This window comes from Rhodococcus sp. NPDC060176, from assembly GCF_042728675.1.
In the GTDB taxonomy this organism is placed as follows: Bacteria; Actinomycetota; Actinomycetes; order Mycobacteriales; family Mycobacteriaceae; genus Rhodococcus_F.
In genome coordinates this window covers 248,463-264,394 of record NZ_JBHWYS010000003.1, presented here as the reverse complement: position 1 = coordinate 264,394, position 15,932 = coordinate 248,463, and the positions used below count along the sequence as shown (strand labels likewise).

At 63.0% G+C, this 15,932-nt stretch carries 13 protein-coding genes; 6 read left to right on the top strand and 7 right to left on the bottom strand.

Annotated features, from left to right (window positions below; genetic code table 11):
• Positions 1-59: 59 nt before the first annotated feature.
• Positions 60-1,355 carry a DUF222 domain-containing protein gene (locus ACFWEM_RS16150; RefSeq protein ID WP_378535010.1) on the top strand — a complete coding sequence of 432 codons (1,296 nt, stop codon included), beginning with the start codon at positions 60-62 and terminating at the stop codon, positions 1,353-1,355.
• Between the two features lie 110 nt (positions 1,356-1,465).
• Here the strand turns inward: ACFWEM_RS16150 and ACFWEM_RS16145 are convergent, their stop codons facing one another.
• The 6 genes from ACFWEM_RS16145 to ACFWEM_RS16120 form a co-directional block, all read right to left on the bottom strand.
• The gene (locus ACFWEM_RS16145; RefSeq protein WP_003945661.1) at positions 1,466-2,635 is read right to left on the bottom strand and encodes a lipid-transfer protein; all 1,170 of its coding nucleotides are present in this window, start codon (positions 2,633-2,635) and stop codon (positions 1,466-1,468) included.
• A complete protein-coding gene (locus ACFWEM_RS16140) occupies positions 2,632-3,072 on the bottom strand; it encodes a MaoC family dehydratase (protein WP_378535008.1) in 441 nt (146 codons plus the stop codon). Before ACFWEM_RS16140 ends, ACFWEM_RS16145 begins: the two co-directional genes overlap by 4 nt.
• Before the next feature lie 2 nt (positions 3,073-3,074).
• Positions 3,075-4,073 carry a bifunctional MaoC family dehydratase N-terminal/OB-fold nucleic acid binding domain-containing protein gene (locus tag ACFWEM_RS16135; protein WP_378535006.1) on the bottom strand — a complete coding sequence of 333 codons (999 nt, stop codon included), beginning with the start codon at positions 4,071-4,073 and terminating at the stop codon, positions 3,075-3,077.
• 10 nt (positions 4,074-4,083) lie between these two features.
• Positions 4,084-5,235, bottom strand: a complete 1,152-nt coding sequence (locus ACFWEM_RS16130) for an acyl-CoA dehydrogenase family protein (RefSeq protein WP_378535004.1) — start codon at positions 5,233-5,235, stop codon at positions 4,084-4,086.
• A complete protein-coding gene (locus tag ACFWEM_RS16125) occupies positions 5,220-6,260 on the bottom strand; it encodes an acyl-CoA dehydrogenase family protein (RefSeq protein WP_378535002.1) in 1,041 nt (346 codons plus the stop codon). Before ACFWEM_RS16125 ends, ACFWEM_RS16130 begins: the two co-directional genes overlap by 16 nt.
• An 83-nt stretch (positions 6,261-6,343) precedes the next feature.
• Positions 6,344-8,506, bottom strand: coding sequence for an acyl-CoA dehydrogenase (locus ACFWEM_RS16120; RefSeq protein ID WP_378535000.1), 2,163 nt, complete (start codon positions 8,504-8,506; stop codon positions 6,344-6,346).
• A 94-nt stretch (positions 8,507-8,600) separates the two neighbouring features.
• Here ACFWEM_RS16120 and kstR point away from each other — a divergent pair, with 94 nt between their 5' ends.
• Both kstR and otsB read left to right on the top strand, forming a co-directional pair.
• Positions 8,601-9,239: a cholesterol catabolism transcriptional regulator KstR gene (gene kstR / locus ACFWEM_RS16115; protein WP_003945752.1), complete on the top strand. Its 639-nt coding sequence runs from the start codon at positions 8,601-8,603 to the stop codon at positions 9,237-9,239.
• Between the two features lie 87 nt (positions 9,240-9,326).
• Positions 9,327-11,867, top strand: coding sequence for a trehalose-phosphatase (gene otsB / locus ACFWEM_RS16110; RefSeq protein WP_378534998.1), 2,541 nt, complete (start codon positions 9,327-9,329; stop codon positions 11,865-11,867).
• A gap of 3 nt (positions 11,868-11,870) precedes the next feature.
• Here the strand turns inward: otsB and ACFWEM_RS16105 are convergent, their stop codons facing one another.
• Complete coding sequence (locus tag ACFWEM_RS16105; protein ID WP_007733995.1) at positions 11,871-12,959, bottom strand: LacI family DNA-binding transcriptional regulator; 1,089 nt, start codon at positions 12,957-12,959, stop codon at positions 11,871-11,873.
• Positions 12,960-13,098: 139 nt separating this feature from the next.
• Here ACFWEM_RS16105 and ACFWEM_RS16100 point away from each other — a divergent pair, with 139 nt between their 5' ends.
• From ACFWEM_RS16100 to ACFWEM_RS16090, 3 genes are all read left to right on the top strand, one after another.
• Positions 13,099-14,049 carry a metal ABC transporter solute-binding protein, Zn/Mn family gene (locus tag ACFWEM_RS16100; RefSeq protein WP_378534996.1) on the top strand — a complete coding sequence of 317 codons (951 nt, stop codon included), beginning with the start codon at positions 13,099-13,101 and terminating at the stop codon, positions 14,047-14,049.
• A gap of 155 nt (positions 14,050-14,204) precedes the next feature.
• Positions 14,205-15,047: a metal ABC transporter ATP-binding protein gene (locus ACFWEM_RS16095; protein WP_020723636.1), complete on the top strand. Its 843-nt coding sequence runs from the start codon at positions 14,205-14,207 to the stop codon at positions 15,045-15,047.
• Positions 15,044-15,925, top strand: a complete 882-nt coding sequence (locus ACFWEM_RS16090) for a metal ABC transporter permease (RefSeq protein ID WP_003945811.1) — start codon at positions 15,044-15,046, stop codon at positions 15,923-15,925. Before ACFWEM_RS16095 ends, ACFWEM_RS16090 begins: the two co-directional genes overlap by 4 nt.
• Positions 15,926-15,932 lie beyond the last annotated feature (7 nt).

Here is a 15,932-nt window from a genome sequence, read left to right as displayed (position 1 = left end):
ATTTTCCTTGACTCGAACGTGTGTTCGAGTACACTTTGAGGAGGGGATCGGGGGATTCTATGAGTGTCTATCTGTCGGACGTGGTGTCAGGTTCTGCGGTGGGGTTACGCGGACGCCTGTGGCGATTGTCTGCCGCCGAGTTACGCGCCGCTGCTGTCGAGGCGAGTGCGGAGATTCTGCGCCTGGAAGCCGTGCGGGTGGCGGTGGTAGACGAACTGGCGATGCGTCCGGATGATCAGGTGATCGCGTCCCGCGGGGTGGGTGCGTGGTTGGCGGCGAACACGATGCTGCAGGTTCGGGACGGGAAGAAGATCGCCGCGTTAGGTGCAGCTTTGCGGCCGTTTCCGGCGGTGGCGGCTCGGTTCGATTGCGGGGATTGCTCGTTCGATCATGCCGTGTTGATCGTGGCGTTCTGTGAATCACCACCTAAAGGCATGCCGGAGGAGGCGCTACCGAAGTGCATCGATTTGTTGTTGGCTGCTGCGTCGGGTGTGGAAGCGACGACGACGAAGGTGCGGAACGTGATCGCGACGTTGGAGAGGTTGTTCGAATCGGATGAGATTCCGCCCGCCGAGGATGTCGATCTCAATGAGTTGCGGATCGCATCGACGTTGAATGGTCGGGTGGTAGTGCGAGGCGATTTCGACGCCCTCACCGGGGAAATGTTGTTGTCGGCGTTGTCGAATCTGACGATGCCGACCCCAGCGCCCGATGGAACCCCTGATGCCCGGTCCGCAGCAAAGCGGACCGCGGACGGGTTCACCGAACTGATCCGCCGGTATCTGGACTGCGCCAAGACCGGTACCGATGGTGGGCAGCGTCCGCATGTGAACGTGCACATCAACGCTCGGGATCTGGCCGAGCACCGAGACTGCGCCGCCTCTTCTGATGGTGAAGAGTCTGCGTCGGATCTTGATGTCGGGCACATGCCCTGGCTCGGACCACTGTCCGTATCGCAGACCAGACTCCTCGGGTGTGACTGCTTCCTCTCCACCGTCCTGCTCGACGATCACGGCGCGCCCTTGGATGCGAAACCAGGGAAGAGGCTGGTCACCGCCGAACAACGGACTGCGTTGATTGCCCGCGACAGAGGCTGCGCGTTCCCGGGTTGCACATGCGTGCCGGCGTGGACGGATGCCCACCATATCCGGCACTGGGCGAACGGTGGGCCGACGGTGATGAACAACCTGGTCCTGCTGTGCCGTTCACATCACCGGTTGATGCACCGCAGATCCGGGTTCGTCGGGAAATGGGAAATCCGAATCGGGGTCGACAACAAACCCTGGTTCATCCCACCACCCTCGATCGACCCCGGGCAGCACCCACGGCCGGCGAACACCACCTTCAAAACCTGAGAACAGCTTCTCGGGTACAACAGAATACGGCCGAGCACCGCATCGAAGGGATCCCTCCGATGCGATGCCAACAGGCCGTGACGCTTGATGAAGCCGTGCCCACGAATCAATCAGCGAGTCAGCACAAGCCCTGATGTCGGAACGCCCGTTCCCGCAGTCACCAGTACGTTCTCGACGGAGTCGACCTGGTTGACCGAAGTACCGCGGATCTGCCGAACACCCTCGGCGATACCGTTCATCCCGTGGATGTATGCCTCACCGAGCTGTCCGCCATGGGTGTTGATCGGAAGCTTGCCGCCGAGTTCGATTGCGCCACCGGCGATGAAGTCTTTCGCTTCTCCCCTGCCACAGAATCCGAGTTCCTCGAGCTGCATCAGAACATAGGGCGTGAAGTGGTCGTAGAAGATCGCCGTCTGCATGTCCGACGGGCGCAGCCCACTTTGTGACCAGAGTTGATCGCCGACAAGGCCCATCTCCGGTAGGCCGGTCAAACCGTCACGGTAGTAGCTGGTCATGATGTATTGATCTGCCCCGCTGCCCTGTGCGGCGGCTGCGATAACGGCAGGGGTGTTCTTCAGATCCTTGGCTCGTTCTGCCGAGGTGACGACGATGGCGATGCCGCCGTCGGACTCCTGGCAGCAATCGAGGAGATGCAAAGGTTCGGCGATGAATCGCGAGTTCTGATGGTCCTCGAGGGTGATCGGTTTTCCGTAGAAGAATGCCTTCGGATTGGTGGCTGCATGCTTACGGTCCGCGACGGCGATTCGGCCGAAGTCCTCGCTGGACGCTCCGTAGACGTGCATGTATCGCTGCGCGACCATCGCGACAAACGATGCGGGCGTGCCCAATCCGTGAGGGTAGGAAAAAGCGTTGTCCGTGCCCGACGAATTGACCTGCGCCACAAGACCGGAGTTCACCTGACCGAAACGCGCACCCGACCGCTCGTTGAACGCGCGATAGGCGACGACGACGTCCGCGACGCCAGTGGCAACAGCCATGGCTGCCTGCTGAATCGTCGCTGCAGCGGCACCGCCTCCGTAGTGAATGCGGCTGAAGAACTTGAGGTTCGGGATACCCACCGAACGAGCTACTGCCACTTCGGTGTTGGTGTCCATAGTGAACGAGGTAAGACCGTCGACGTCGGCGGGTGTCAGACCGGCGTCGTCCAACGCGGCTTGAACAGCCTCAGCGGCCAGTCGCAGTTCACTGCGACCGGAGTCCTTCGAGAAATCAGTGGCGCCGATTCCGACGATCGCTGCCTTGCCGGACAATGCGCTCATTCAATGTCTCCGTTTTCAATGTCTCCGTTCGAGCCTGACGCCGGGAATGCCAGTGTGACCTGCGCAGTGATGTGATCTCCCAGACTGTTCTTGCCGACCACCGCGAGCGACACGAGATCCTCGTCGTAAGAGGTCACCGTTCCGGAGAGAGTCAACGTGTCGTAGGCGTACCAGGGGACTCCGAGGCGGAGTTTGATCGACGTGAGTACGGCCCGCGGTCCTGCCCAATCGGTCACGAATCGCTGCACCAGCCCGGTGTCGGTGAGGATGTTGACGAAGATGTCCTTCGAGCCGCGTTTCTGTGCGAGGTCGCGGTCGTGGTGAACATCTTGAAAGTCTCGGGTAGCGAGCGCCGCCGAGACGACAAAAGTCGGGTCGCCGTAAATCGAGAGCTGCGGAAGAATCTCTCCCACAGTGATATCCGTCGTCGAAGTCATCATCACTCCTTCACCGCAGAAACCGCAGGAACCCCAGACACAGAAACCGGCTGCCAGGCGTACAGAGTCCAGGGAGTTCCCCCGGTCTCGTCGTCTCCGGGGAAGTCGAGGTAGACCGCCTCCACCTCCATCCCGATCGACACACTCGACGGATCGATGCCGCGCAATTCGCCGAGCATCCGCACACCCTCGGGCAGTTCGACCAGGGCCACGACGAACGGCAACGACCGACCAGGAACCTTGGGGGCGTGGTGAACGACAAAGCTGAAGACCGTTCCCCGACCTGACGCGACCACGTAGTCGGTCTGCTCCGACTTGTCCTTCCAGATCGCGGGCACCGGCGGGTGCTGCACCGAACCGTCCGCACGCAGTTGGATACGCAACTCGTGTGCGGCAACACCGTCCCAGAAGAACTGCGTGTCGAGAGATGCTGTCGGACGCAGCATCCGAGATGCGTCCAGGTCAGCCGGAACGTCAGTGGAGGGGCTCTCACTTGTTGGCGGCGCGAACTTCAAGATCCGGAACATCATCTCCGAGACCAGTTCTTCGCCGACCCGCCAGTAGCTGCGGGTAGTGAAGAACCAACCTTCACCGAGACCTGTCTTCTTCGGCCCCACAACATCTTCCAACACCGACGAGATGGTGACTTCTTCACCCGGCTTCAGATAGCGGTGGTAGATCTGATCGCAGTTGGTCGCGACGACCGACGTGAATCCGGCTTCGTCGAGTATGTCCGTCATCCGGCCCAACGGATCGTCAGCTTCTCGAATCGCGCCCAGACCGCGCATCGTCCATACCTGCGCCATCGCCGGCGGCGCGACTATGCCGTCGTGTCCGGCGGCGCGGGCAGCCGATTCGTCGACGTAGATCGGGTTCTCGTCTCCGATCGCCTCGACCCAGTTGCGGATCATCGGCAGGTTCACGGGGTCCCGGCCGGCGCGAGGAGCGCTTGGCCCGTCCTCTCGAACCCGCTCGGCAGCAGTGAGAATGGGATCTGACACGGTTTGTTTCCTATCTCGGAACGCGGGGAAGCTTCAGGCCGGCGGTCGCAATCAATTCGCGCATCACCTCGTTGACTCCACCGCCGAAGGTGATCACCAGGTTGCGCTTGATCTGCATGTCCAGCCATTCCATGAGATCAGCAGTTTCGGGATCGATCGGATTTCCGTACCGCCCGACGATCTCTTCTGCCAGTCTACCGACCCGCTGGATGCGCTCGGTCGCAAACACTTTGGTTGCCGAAGCGTCGGCGATATCCACCGACTCCGAATCACTCGACGCCACTTGCCAGTTGAGCAGTTCGTTGAGCCGGTACGTCGTATGAATTTCGCCGAGTGCGCGCCGTACATCAACGTGATCAAGCAGATTTTCACGCTTGGCCCAATCGAAGACGTGGTCGTAGATTCCTGCGACACGACCTGCCGGGCCGAGCATGACGCGCTCGTGGTTGAGCTGCGTCGTGATCAGGCGCCAACCTTGATTCTCTTCACCCACAAGCATGTTCGCCGGAACGCGAACGTCCTCGTAGTAGGTGGCGTTGACGTGATGCGCACCGTCGCAGGTGATGATCGGGGTCCAGGTGTAGCCGGGATCCTTGGTATCCATGATCAGGATGGAGATACCGCGATGCCGTGAATCGGCAGACCCTGTCCGCACGGCGAGCCACACGTAATCCGCGTCGTGCCCGCCGGTCGTGAAGATCTTCTGGCCGTTGACGACGTACTCGTCACCATTGCGTGCCGCCGAGGTACGCAGTGCTGCAAGGTCCGTGCCCGCTTCCGGTTCGGTGTAGCCGATCGCGAAGTGCACTTCACCGGCCAGGATCGCAGGCAGGAATTTCTGCTTCTGCTCCTCGCTACCGTACTTCTGCAGAGTCGGACCGACGGTCTGCAGAGTGACCGAAGGCAGTGGGACATCCGCCCGCACAGCCTCGTTGACAAAAATCTGCTGCTCGACTTCTCCGAACCCACGTCCGCCGTACTCCACCGGCCAGCCGACGCCGAGCCAGCCGTCCTTGCCCATACGACGGATGACCTCGCGATAGGTAGGGCCATGCCGCTCCACACGCATGATCTTGGCCTCTTCGGGCGAAATCAACGTCGAGAAGTAGCGTCGAAGTTCAGCTTGCAATGCGCGCTGACTGTCGGTCAGATCGATGAACACCGGGCCCCCACGAGGTCGAGTCGCTGCGAAGCGCCGCCGAGCAGGCGCGCCAAGTCTTTTGCCGTCGAGTAGTAACGATGAAGCGGATAGGTGACGTCGACGCCCAGACCGCCGTGCAAGTGGTGAAGCACCTGCATCGTGGCAGGAACTTCCTGGGCGATCCAGTACGCCATGACGTCGAGGTCCGACTGGGCATCCAGGCCCTCCGACACGCGCCAGGACGCCGACAACGCCGCGACGTGAAGTGTCCGGGAGGTGACGTAGGCGTCGGCTATCTGCTGTGAGACTGCCTGGAACGTGGCGAGCGGCTTGCCGAATTGCTCACGCGAGCCGACGTGTGTGGCGGTGAGATCGACGGCGCCGGAAACCAAACCGTCGGCGACGGCTCCGATACTCGCCGTGGCGATCCGGTACAGCGTCTGGACGGCTTCCTGACCCGCTCCGAGAAGTTCACCGACTGCCTCGTCCATGGTGACTGCGAACTCCGGACTGCCGGACGCACTGGGAGTCGGTGTCAGTGCGACGCCGGCGGCAGTTGGATCGACAAGAACGACTCCGGCGTCGGTGGGCACAAGAATTCTGTGTGCGCTCGCCGCGAAGGGCACGGCAAGCACCGTCCCGCTGACGCGATACCAGTCGCCTGACTGCTGCGCGGTGGTCGACGGGCGCGCCGGGAACTGCTGACCCGGCTCACCGAGCGCCGCGGTGAACACCCGTCCGGCGCCGACTCCGGTGAGCAATTCGTCCTGTTGAGCATCGGTCCCCAGAGCGACTATGGGGAGTACACCGAAGCCGAGAGTTGCGAGAGCCGGAATGGGAGCGGCGGCCCGGCCGACCTCGACGAGAAGAGAGCCGACGTCGGTGACCGAGAGGCCCTCGCCGCCCAGACGCTCGGGCAGGGCCAACGTGAGCAGGTCGGCTTCGGCGAATGCCGCCCAGAGCGCGTCCGGCTCCAGTTCGCGGGCAAGGAGCGCGGTAGCCACCTCGGCTACCGCTTCCTGGGTTTCATCGGGAGTGAAGTCCACGCTGGCAATCCTGTCTCTGATGTAGAACGTGTTCTAGTTGTATCACCAACGTGGACATTTCTAAAGGCCTCTACTCACGCCGTCTAATCACGGGGCAAGCCCAGAATTCTCTCCGCGGCGACGGTCAACAGAATCTGCGTGGTTCCGCCGGCAATCGACAGGCATCGCGTGTTGAGGAACTCACGCGAGAGCGGACCCTCCACCCATCCGGCCGGGCCACCCAATTCCATGGCGAACTCTGCGACATTCTGACGCTGGCGCACGCCCACCAGCTTGCGGACGCTCGACGCCGGGCCCGGATCCTGACCATCCAATTGCCGCAGTGTCGTGCGCAATTCCAGCAGTGAGCCCACCATGGCGGTTCCGATCAGCCCACCGAGCTTGTCTGCAACCACAGGATCGGGATCGCCGGCCAGCTCGAGCAATTCCTCCATCGCACCGCCGAGTGAAGAGCCACCGCTCATCGCGACCCGCTCGTTGGCGAGGGTCGTGCGGGCCAGCTTCCAGCCTCCACCGAGTTGGCCGACGACGCACTCGTCCGGGACAAAGACGTCGTCAAGGAAGACTTCGTTGAACAGGGCGTCTCCGGTGATCTCGCGCAGCGGCGAGATCCGAATCCCAGCGGTCTTCATGTCGAGAAGGAAGTACGTGATGCCCTTGTGTTTGGGAACATCGCGATCGGTCCTGGCTAGGCAGATGGCCCAGTCAGCTTCACGCGCAAGCGAAGTCCAGACTTTCTGGCCGTTCAGCTTCCAACCGCCGTCGACCTTTTCCGCGGTCGTGCGCAGTGCCGCAAGATCCGAACCTGCACCAGGTTCGCTGAAGAGTTGACACCAGGTGATCTCGCCCTTGAGCGTCGGTGTCGCGAATCTTTCGATCTGCTCCGCACTGCCGTGCTCGAGGATGGTCGGCACTGCCCACCACCCGATCACCAGGTCGGGGCGGCCGATACCGACGGCCGCCAACTCTTCTTCGATCAGGATCTGTTGCGCTGCCTTGGCGCCCCGGCCGTACGGCTTGGGCCAGTGCGGTGCGAGGTAGCCCGATTCAGCCAACGCGTTGCGCTGTTCGGATTCGGGCAGCGCGACCAATTGCGCTACCTCTTCGCGAATTTCGGACCGGTCGGATTTGAGCTCACTCAAGTCGATCTGAAGGTGACGCCGTGCACCGCCGATCGTCAATTCCGCGACGCGTGCGCGCCAGTGAGACGATCCGCCCAGAATCTGCCTGAGCGACAGTGCTCGACGAAGGTAGAAGTGCGCCTCGTGCTCCCAGGTGAATCCGATGCCGCCGAGCACTTGAATGCAGTCTTTTGCCGTGTCGACTGCGGCGTCCAGCGACACCGCGGCCGCCACTGCTGCGGCGATCGGAAGTTCGTCGCCCGACTCGGCAGCGACCGCGGCGTCCCAGGCGACCGCTCCGGCATTCTCTACGCGACAAAGCATTTCGGCACAGATGTGTTTGATCGCCTGGAACGAACCGATGGGCTTTCCGAATTGTTCGCGAATCTTCGCGTACTCCACCGCAGTACGCAGACTCCACGCCGCAATTCCGGCTGCTTCCGCGGCCCCCAGTACCGCCGCGAGATCGGAAACCGATCCGGGCGCAATGTCATCGAGGATTCGGTCGGCGTCAACCGTCACTCGGGCGAACGAGACCCGTGCCAGTGGTCGCGACTTGTCGATCGTGTCGACGGCGTCGTAGGTCACGCCTTCGCTGTCGCCGTCGACGAGAGCCCAGACGACACGCGAGCCGCCACCTTCGGAATTCACGCCTGCCGACACGAGCACCGATACGCCCGAATCTCCACCCCAGGCGTAACCTCCTTCGCCATGAAGCTCGATGCCACCGGACGCGTTCGCCGTTGCCACAACTGGACTTTCGTCCAATACAACGGCGCACGGAAACGCACCGTCGGCGAGCGTTTCGGACCAACGCTTGGCAGCGGGCGAAGAACTTCGCCCCACCACCAGAGCTGCGAGTGCAGTCGTGAGAACAGGACCCGGCACGAGTTCGATTGCCGCCTGTTCGAGCATTGCTGCGAGATCGACGATTTCGGCCCCGGCTCCGCCTACCGATTCGGGAACGGCGACCGAAAATATCCCGAGAGACGCGAACTCGGACCATTTCTCCCGCCACGAAACTGCTGGTCCACGGCGTACCATGTCCATCGGCGTGGCCGAGCGAGCCCAGGCCTCTATCGATTCCTGGACCGCTCGCTGTTCATCGGTCGTGGCGATTGTCACAACTGGTTCCCGCCTCTCGATAAGTGACACAATTGTTTAGAACGTGTTCTAATATGACTCCTGGCCAAGAGTCAAGGCGCGAAGGAATTTGTCGATGACCACAACATCCCGATCCCGCTCCAACGCGGTTGCTTCTGCAACGCTCGGGGACGACGATCTCAGCTCCAACGCGCAACGCGAACGCCGCAAGCGGATTCTCGACGCAACCCTCGCCTTGGCGTCCAAGGGTGGCTACGAGGCTGTCCAGATGCGCGCCGTGGCCGAGCGCGCAGACGTCGCAGTCGGAACGCTCTATCGCTACTTCCCGTCCAAGGTTCACCTGTTGGTGTCCGCTCTGGCACGCGAATTCGAGAAGATCGATTCCAAGGGCAAGATCCCACCCGGAACCAGCCCCCTCGAGCGGATGCAGCTGATCCTCAGCCTCATCACCCGCGCGATGCAGCGCGATCCACTCCTGACCGAAGCCATGACTCGCGCGTTCATGTTCGCCGACGCCTCCGCAGCGGCCGAGGTCGATCAAGTGGGCCAGTTGATGGACCGCCTCTTCGCACGAGCGATGACCGAAGAGGAGCCAACCGAAGAGCAGTTGGCGATCGCGCGCGTGATCTCCGATGTGTGGCTGTCCAATTTGGTGGCATGGCTCACGCGACGTTCTTCGGCTACCGATGTCGCCAATCGACTGGAATTGACGGTTGAACTGCTGCTCGGTGACGGAACTCGGAAACCCGAATAGACGTCCCTTGTCGCATCTGTCATTTTTGCACTGATCGGCCGGAAACGTATCGAGCCAGGAGTCGCTGCATCACCTAGATTTGAAGAGGTGAGCGCACAAGACCTGTCCATCGAACTCCGCCGAGCACTGTCGGGCGTGGCACGCACCCCGCGTCTGCTCGTAGCCTCCGACTACGACGGGACGATGGCACCCATCGTCGCCAACCCGGACAAGGCGTATCCCCGTGCGGAAACGGTGCGTGCGCTCCGCTCCCTCGCCAGCCTGGCTTCGACGACGGCTGCCGTGATCTCCGGTCGCGCCCTCAAGGATCTGGCTGCGCTGTCCCGACTTCCCGCCGAAGTGCAGTTGGTCGGCAGCCACGGCTCCGAGTTCGATATCGGATTCGTTCACGCGATCGACGCCGACGCCAGGAAGCTGCTCGACGAGATCGTCACCGAGCTGGGCCGAATCGCCGCCGACACCCCTGGGGCAACGGTGGAGAAGAAGCCCGCCAGCGTCGCCCTGCACGTACGCAACACCAGCGCCGACGACGCCGAGAAGGCACTCATCGCCGTTCGCACCGAATCGGCGCTCTGGCCGGGTGTTCAGGTCACCGAGGGCAAATCGGTGGTCGAATTGGCCGTCATCGCCACCGACAAGGGCCACGCACTCGACTTGATTCGCCATCAGGACGGCGCTACCGCAGCCGTCTTCATCGGGGACGACGTGACCGACGAAAAGGCGTTCAGCAGGCTTCAGGGGCCGGACATCGGAATCAAGGTCGGCAGCGGGGACACTGTCGCCGACTATCGCGTCGACAGCACCGAGGACGTCGCTGCCGCTCTGGCGTTCCTGCTCGACGAGCGTCGTACGTGGCTTTCCGGTGCCGACGCTCCGCCCATCGAGCGGCTCTCGATGCTCGCCAGTCCGCGGACCGTCGCTTTGGTGACCCCGGATGCGACGCTGACCTGGTTGTGTCACCCGGAACCGGATTCCGCAGCAGTCTTCGCACACCTTCTCGGCGGAACCGGGGCGGGCCATTTCACGGTCGGCCCTCGCCGCACAGCCTTGCCGCTGAGCCAGAAGTACATCGACAGCACGATGACCGTTCAGACCCGCTGGGCGAGCCTGTCCGTCACCGACTACCTCCCCCACGACGTCCCGCAGGGACGAACCGACCTGACTCGCATCATTTCCGGCCAGGCCGACGCGATCGTCTCGTTTGCACCCCGTCCCGAGTTCGGCCAAGGTCAGGTCACCCTCGAGGTCGTCGACGAGGGCATTCGGGTCCTCGGCACCAACGAGCCCTACGTGCTCCGCTCCCCCGGCGTGCTGTGGAACATCGCCACCGACGGAAACCAGCAGACCGCGCACGCCATCGTCGAGCCGTCCAAGGGCGACGTCGTCCTCGAATTGCGCTGCGGAACAGAAGAAATCGGCCCTTCCGAGATTCCGGAGATCGAACGCCGAGCAACTTCGGAGGCATACTGGTCCGATTGGGCCAAGACGCTCGAACTGCCGAAGCTGAAGCCGGACTTGATGAAACGCTCTGCGCTGACCTTGCGCGGGCTGGTTCACGCCGATTCCGGTTCCATCATGGCCGCCGCTACGACATCTCTACCGGAAGAGATCGGCGGAGTCCGCAACTGGGACTACCGCTATTGCTGGTTGCGCGACGCCGCCCTCACCGCAACAGCTCTCGTCAGCGTCGGATCCACCGACGAGGCCGAGAACTACCTCGACTGGGTCCACCGCGTGCTCGAAACGCTGCCGGGACCCGAGCGCCTGCATCCCCTCTATACGCTGTACGGGACTTCACTACCGCCCGAAGCCGTCATCGACTCACTGCCCGGGTACGCCGGGTCCAGGCCGGTCCGCATCGGAAACGCCGCGAATCAGCAGGTTCAACTGGACGTGTTCGGCCCGATCGTCGAGCTGATCGTCGAACTGGCCAATGCACGCGAAAAGGCCGGTGCTGCTGACCCTTTGAGCGACCGCGACTGGGAACTGGTGTGCGCCATGGTCGAAGCAGTGCAGCGACGCTGGTTCGAACCCGACCACGGTATCTGGGAAATTCGCGACAACCCTCGCCACCACGTCTATTCCAAGGTGATGGGTTGGGTCACCGTCGACCGCGCTGTCGATCTTGCTGCCCGCTTTTCTCGTGAGGCTCTGCCCGAGTGGGTGGAACTACGTGACCAGATCGCCGACGAAGTACGCCACAAGGGATGGAAGGACGACGTCCAGTCGTACACCGCTGCCTACGACGGTACCGATCTCGACGCCGCTACTCTGCACATCGGACTGTCGGGACTGATCGATCCCACGGATCCACGCTTCGCCGCAACCGTCGTAGCCACAGAGGCCGAACTACGCAGCGGCTCAACGGTATACCGCTACCACCACGACGACGGCCTGCCCGGCATCGAAGGTGGATTCCATCTCTGCGCAGCCTGGCTCGTCGAGGCATACCTACTGATCGGGCAACGCCTGCAAGCAGAGGCGCTGTTCGACCAGTTGGTCGCGGCAGCGGGTCCCACCGGACTGCTCGCGGAGGAGTACGACCCCATCGCGGAACGCTCACTGGGCAACCACCCCCAGGCGTACAGCCATCTGGGATTGTTGCGCTGCGCCCAACTCCTGGCGTGAGCGCTACCCCTTGATCCGACCTGATGTTCGCCCGGCCAGTAGTTCGGTGTCGAGCATCTCGACTATCGGAACGCCGGATCCCGACGGCGACATCAGGAGCGCACCGGCGCGCCGGCCCTTCTCTTCCTGGGGCTGGCGCACCGTTGTCAGTGATTCACGCAGCGCCTCGTCGACGCCGTCGAATCCGGTGATCGACAGTTGACCAGGTACATCGATGCCCTGCCAGCGCGCCCAGTCCAAGGCGCCGAGGGCCAGCACGTCGGTGGTGCAGACCAGTGCGGTGATCTCGGGGTTGGTCGCGAGAGCTTCCGCCGCCGCCGAGTGGCCGGACTGCGAAGTGTGGACGTAGCGCTCGATCACCGTGAGTGAGAGTGGGTCCATGTCGGACGCCACCATCGCGTCGCGCACTCCTTCGATCCGCTCACGCTGGACGTGGAAGTGCGGGGACTTGAGTCGTTCCTGACTGACGACGCCGTCCATCCGGTCGCGCCCCAGCCTCATGCAGAGCACGCCGATGTCGCGGTGGCCGAGACCGATGAGGTAGTCGGCGACCTTGCGCATGGCAGCGCGGTCGTCGATGCCTACGAGGGACGCACCGGGAATCTCGCGCGGCTGGTCGCACACCACGATCGGAATGTGACGCTCGAGCACGGCGGCAAGATACGGGTCGTCGTCGGCCACCGAGTAGACGACAAAGCCGTCGACGCCCGCCTGCTGGACCACGGCCGCAGCATCCACCTCGTCGCGCCCGGGCCCGGCCGGGATGAGCAGCAAGCCCTGGCCGGCGTCCTCACACGATTCCGAGAGACCGGCGAGGAAGCTCATGGCGGCCGGGTCGCGGAACGAATAACTGAGTGCTTCGGTGAGCAGGAGACCGACGGCGCCGGCTTTGCGAGTTCGCAAGGAGCGGGCGACCGGATCAGGTCCGGGGTATCCACGTCGCTTGGCCGCTTGGAGCACTCGATCCCGCAGCTCGACGGAGAGCTGATCGGGTCGGTTGTACGCGTTCGAGACTGTAGTTCTCGACACATTGAGCTCGGCGGCAAGCGACGCCAAAGTGGCTTGACGGCGTGGCTGACGGGACCGGGGCATAAACGGACGTTAGCCGTAGTGCCCGCAGACGGCGCGTTGGGGCTGAACCGAAGGTGAACTACCAGCGACTATGCGCTAATGTGTAACGGTAACGGTTTCCAATAGCATTTAGCCCAGCCTTTGTTCAGGAGAAAAGCACGTGCGTTCGTCGTCGAAATTCCGCACCGCCACCGCCCTCGCGGCCGTCTCGGTCGCCGCAGCATTCGCGCTCACCGCGTGCAGCTCAACCTCTTCGAAAGACGACGGCATCACCGTCGTCGCATCGACGAACGTGTGGGGCGACGTCGCGCAGGCCGTCGCAGGCGACAAGCTGACCGTGACGTCGATCATCAACGAGCCGTCCGCAGACCCGCACTCGTTCGAGGCGACTCCCGCCGACGCCGCCAAGATCACCGACGCATCGCTTGTCGTCTACAACGGCGGCGGTTACGACCAGTTCATCACCGACGTCCTCGACGCAGGCAAGGGTGAGCAGAAGACGGTCAACGCCTACAACCTGCTCGACGGCGGCATCCATGCCGGCGAAACCGCGGGCGAATCGCATGACGGTCACACCCACGGCGCAGTCAACGAACACGTCTGGTTCGACATCCCGACCGTCGACGCCGTCGCACATTCGGTTGCCGATCAGCTGAGCGCTCTCGATCCGGACAATGCGGCGACCTACGAGGACAACGCGAAGGCATACAGCCAGAAGCTCGCCGGCGTCACGGCCATCACCGATTCCATCGCCGCTGCCCACGCGGGCACACCCGTGGCTCAGACCGAACCGATCGCGCACTACCTCCTGGTCGCAGCTGAACTGAAGGACGCAACTCCCGAAGAGTTCACCAGCGCCATCGAAGACGGCAACGATCCTTCACCGGCCGCAATCGCCGCAACGCGCCAGCTCCTCTCGGAGAAGCAGGCCCGCGCACTGGTCTACAACATCCAGACGCAGGACAAAGTGACCCAGGACATGCGCACCACCGCCGAAACCGCCGGAGTGCCCGTCGTCGAGGTTACGGAGACTCTCCCCGAGGGCCTGGACTACATTCAGTGGCAGACGCAGACCGCGGAGTCGCTCGCAAACGCCCTCTCTGCCCAGTAATTTTTGCCCCACCATTTCCGAGAAGAACCGATCGGCTTGTGACAGAAACTTCCGCGAATACTCCTGTGCCTTCTGGTGACTCCGTGCCCTCTGGTAACACCGAGCCTTCTGGTGACTCCGTGCCCTCTGGTAACACCGAGCCTTCTGGTACCACCGTGCCCGCTGTGACGCTGAAGGATGCTCGACTGTCCTTCGGCGCCCGCACCCTCTGGGACGGACTCGACCTCGAGGTACAGCCAGGTGAGTTCATCGCCGTACTCGGACCGAACGGGTCTGGCAAGACCTCGCTCCTGAAGATTCTTCTGGGTCAACTGCAGCTCAGCGGTGGTAGTGCTCAGATCGTCGGCACGCCGGCGCGGGCCGGGAACTCACATGTCGGGTACATCCCGCAGCAGAAGTCGATCGACGACGGCCTCCCGCTCCGCGGCCGCGACCTGGTCGGCCTCGGCGTCGACGGTCACCAGTGGGGCACGGGGCTACTGCGCCGGGGCCGTCGACGCAAGATCGTCGACGACGCCATCGCGCAGGTCAGCGCCCAGTCGTTTGCCGACGCTCCCATCGGCTCCATGTCCGGCGGCGAGCAGCAGCGACTGCGTATCGCTCAGGCTTTGGTCGGCGACCCGCGGATTCTGCTGTGCGACGAGCCGCTGCTCAGCCTCGACCTAGCCAACCAGCACCTGGTCTCGACGCTGATCGACAAGCGTCGACGCAGCCATGACACGGCGGTGCTGTTCGTGACGCACGAGATCAATCCGATCCTGCCGTTGGTGGATCGAGTGCTCTATCTGGTGGACGGCAAATTCCGGATCGGGACGCCGGCCGAAGTGATGACGTCCGAGGTTCTCTCGGATCTGTACAACACCGACGTCGAGGTGCTGCAGGTTCGTGGTCGCCTCGTCGTGATCGGCACCGGAGATGCCATCGACGCGCTCGGCAGCGCGGGCGGTCTACGTCCGGGAGAAGGCGTTCACCATTCTGATGAGGATCACCACCAGTGAGTAACAAGTTCACCGACGCGATGTCGCGGATGTTCGACGTGTCCGCCACCGTCGATCTACTGCAGTACGACTTTGTCCAACAGGCATTGATCGCCGGCGCCATCCTCGGATTGCTGGCGGGCATCATCGGGCCGCTGATCGTGAGCCGCCAGATGTCGTTCTCGGTGCACGGTACGAGTGAGCTGTCACTGACCGGTGCATCCGCCGCACTTCTTGTCGGTGTGGGCGTCGGCTTCGGCGCCATCGTCGGATCCGTGGTCGCCGCGGTTCTGTTCGGGCTACTCGGAGCCAAAGCGCGGGACCGGGATTCGGTGATCGGTGTGATCATGGCTTTCGGCCTCGGCCTGTCGGTGTTGTTCCTCTGGGCGTACGACGGTCGCACGGGCACCAGCTTCTCGTTGTTGGTCGGACAGATCGTGGCGCCGGGAAACAGCGGTCTCGAACTTCTGCTGCTGTGCGCGGTCATCGTGATCGGCACACTCGGATTCATCTACCGCCCTTTGCTCTTCGCGAGCACCGATCCCGAAGTTGCTGCAGCTCGCGGTGTTCCGGTTCGGGCACTGTCGATAGTGTTCGCAGTGTTGGTCGGTATCACCGCCGCGCTCGGCGTGCAGATCGTCGGCGCTCTGCTGGTGATGTCGCTGCTGATCACTCCCGCAGCGGCCGCCGCGTACGTCACGGCAAGCCCGCTCAAGGCCACGATTCTCTCCGTCGTGTTCGCCGAACTGGCAGCCGTCGGCGGCATCCTTCTCTCGCTGGCCCCCGGCGTTCCCGTCTCGAGTTTCGTCACCTCGGTCTCGTTCGTGATCTACCTGATATGCCGACTCTTCGGATCCGCACGCCGCAAGAATGCCGGACGGATTCCGGCGCACGCCTGAACACCGA

Bases quoted from the DNA above. Each gene is read 5' to 3' on its own strand.
- ACFWEM_RS16150 (WP_378535010.1), top strand. From the start codon at position 60: ATGAGTGTCTATCTGTCGGACGTGGTGTCAGGTTCTGCGGTGGGGTTA.
- ACFWEM_RS16145 (WP_003945661.1), bottom strand. From the start codon at position 2,635: ATGAGCGCATTGTCCGGCAAGGCAGCGATCGTCGGAATCGGCGCCACT.
- ACFWEM_RS16140 (WP_378535008.1), bottom strand. From the start codon at position 3,072: ATGACTTCGACGACGGATATCACTGTGGGAGAGATTCTTCCGCAGCTC.
- kstR (WP_003945752.1), top strand. From the start codon at position 8,601: ATGACCACAACATCCCGATCCCGCTCCAACGCGGTTGCTTCTGCAACG.
- ACFWEM_RS16105 (WP_007733995.1), bottom strand. From the start codon at position 12,959: ATGCCCCGGTCCCGTCAGCCACGCCGTCAAGCCACTTTGGCGTCGCTT.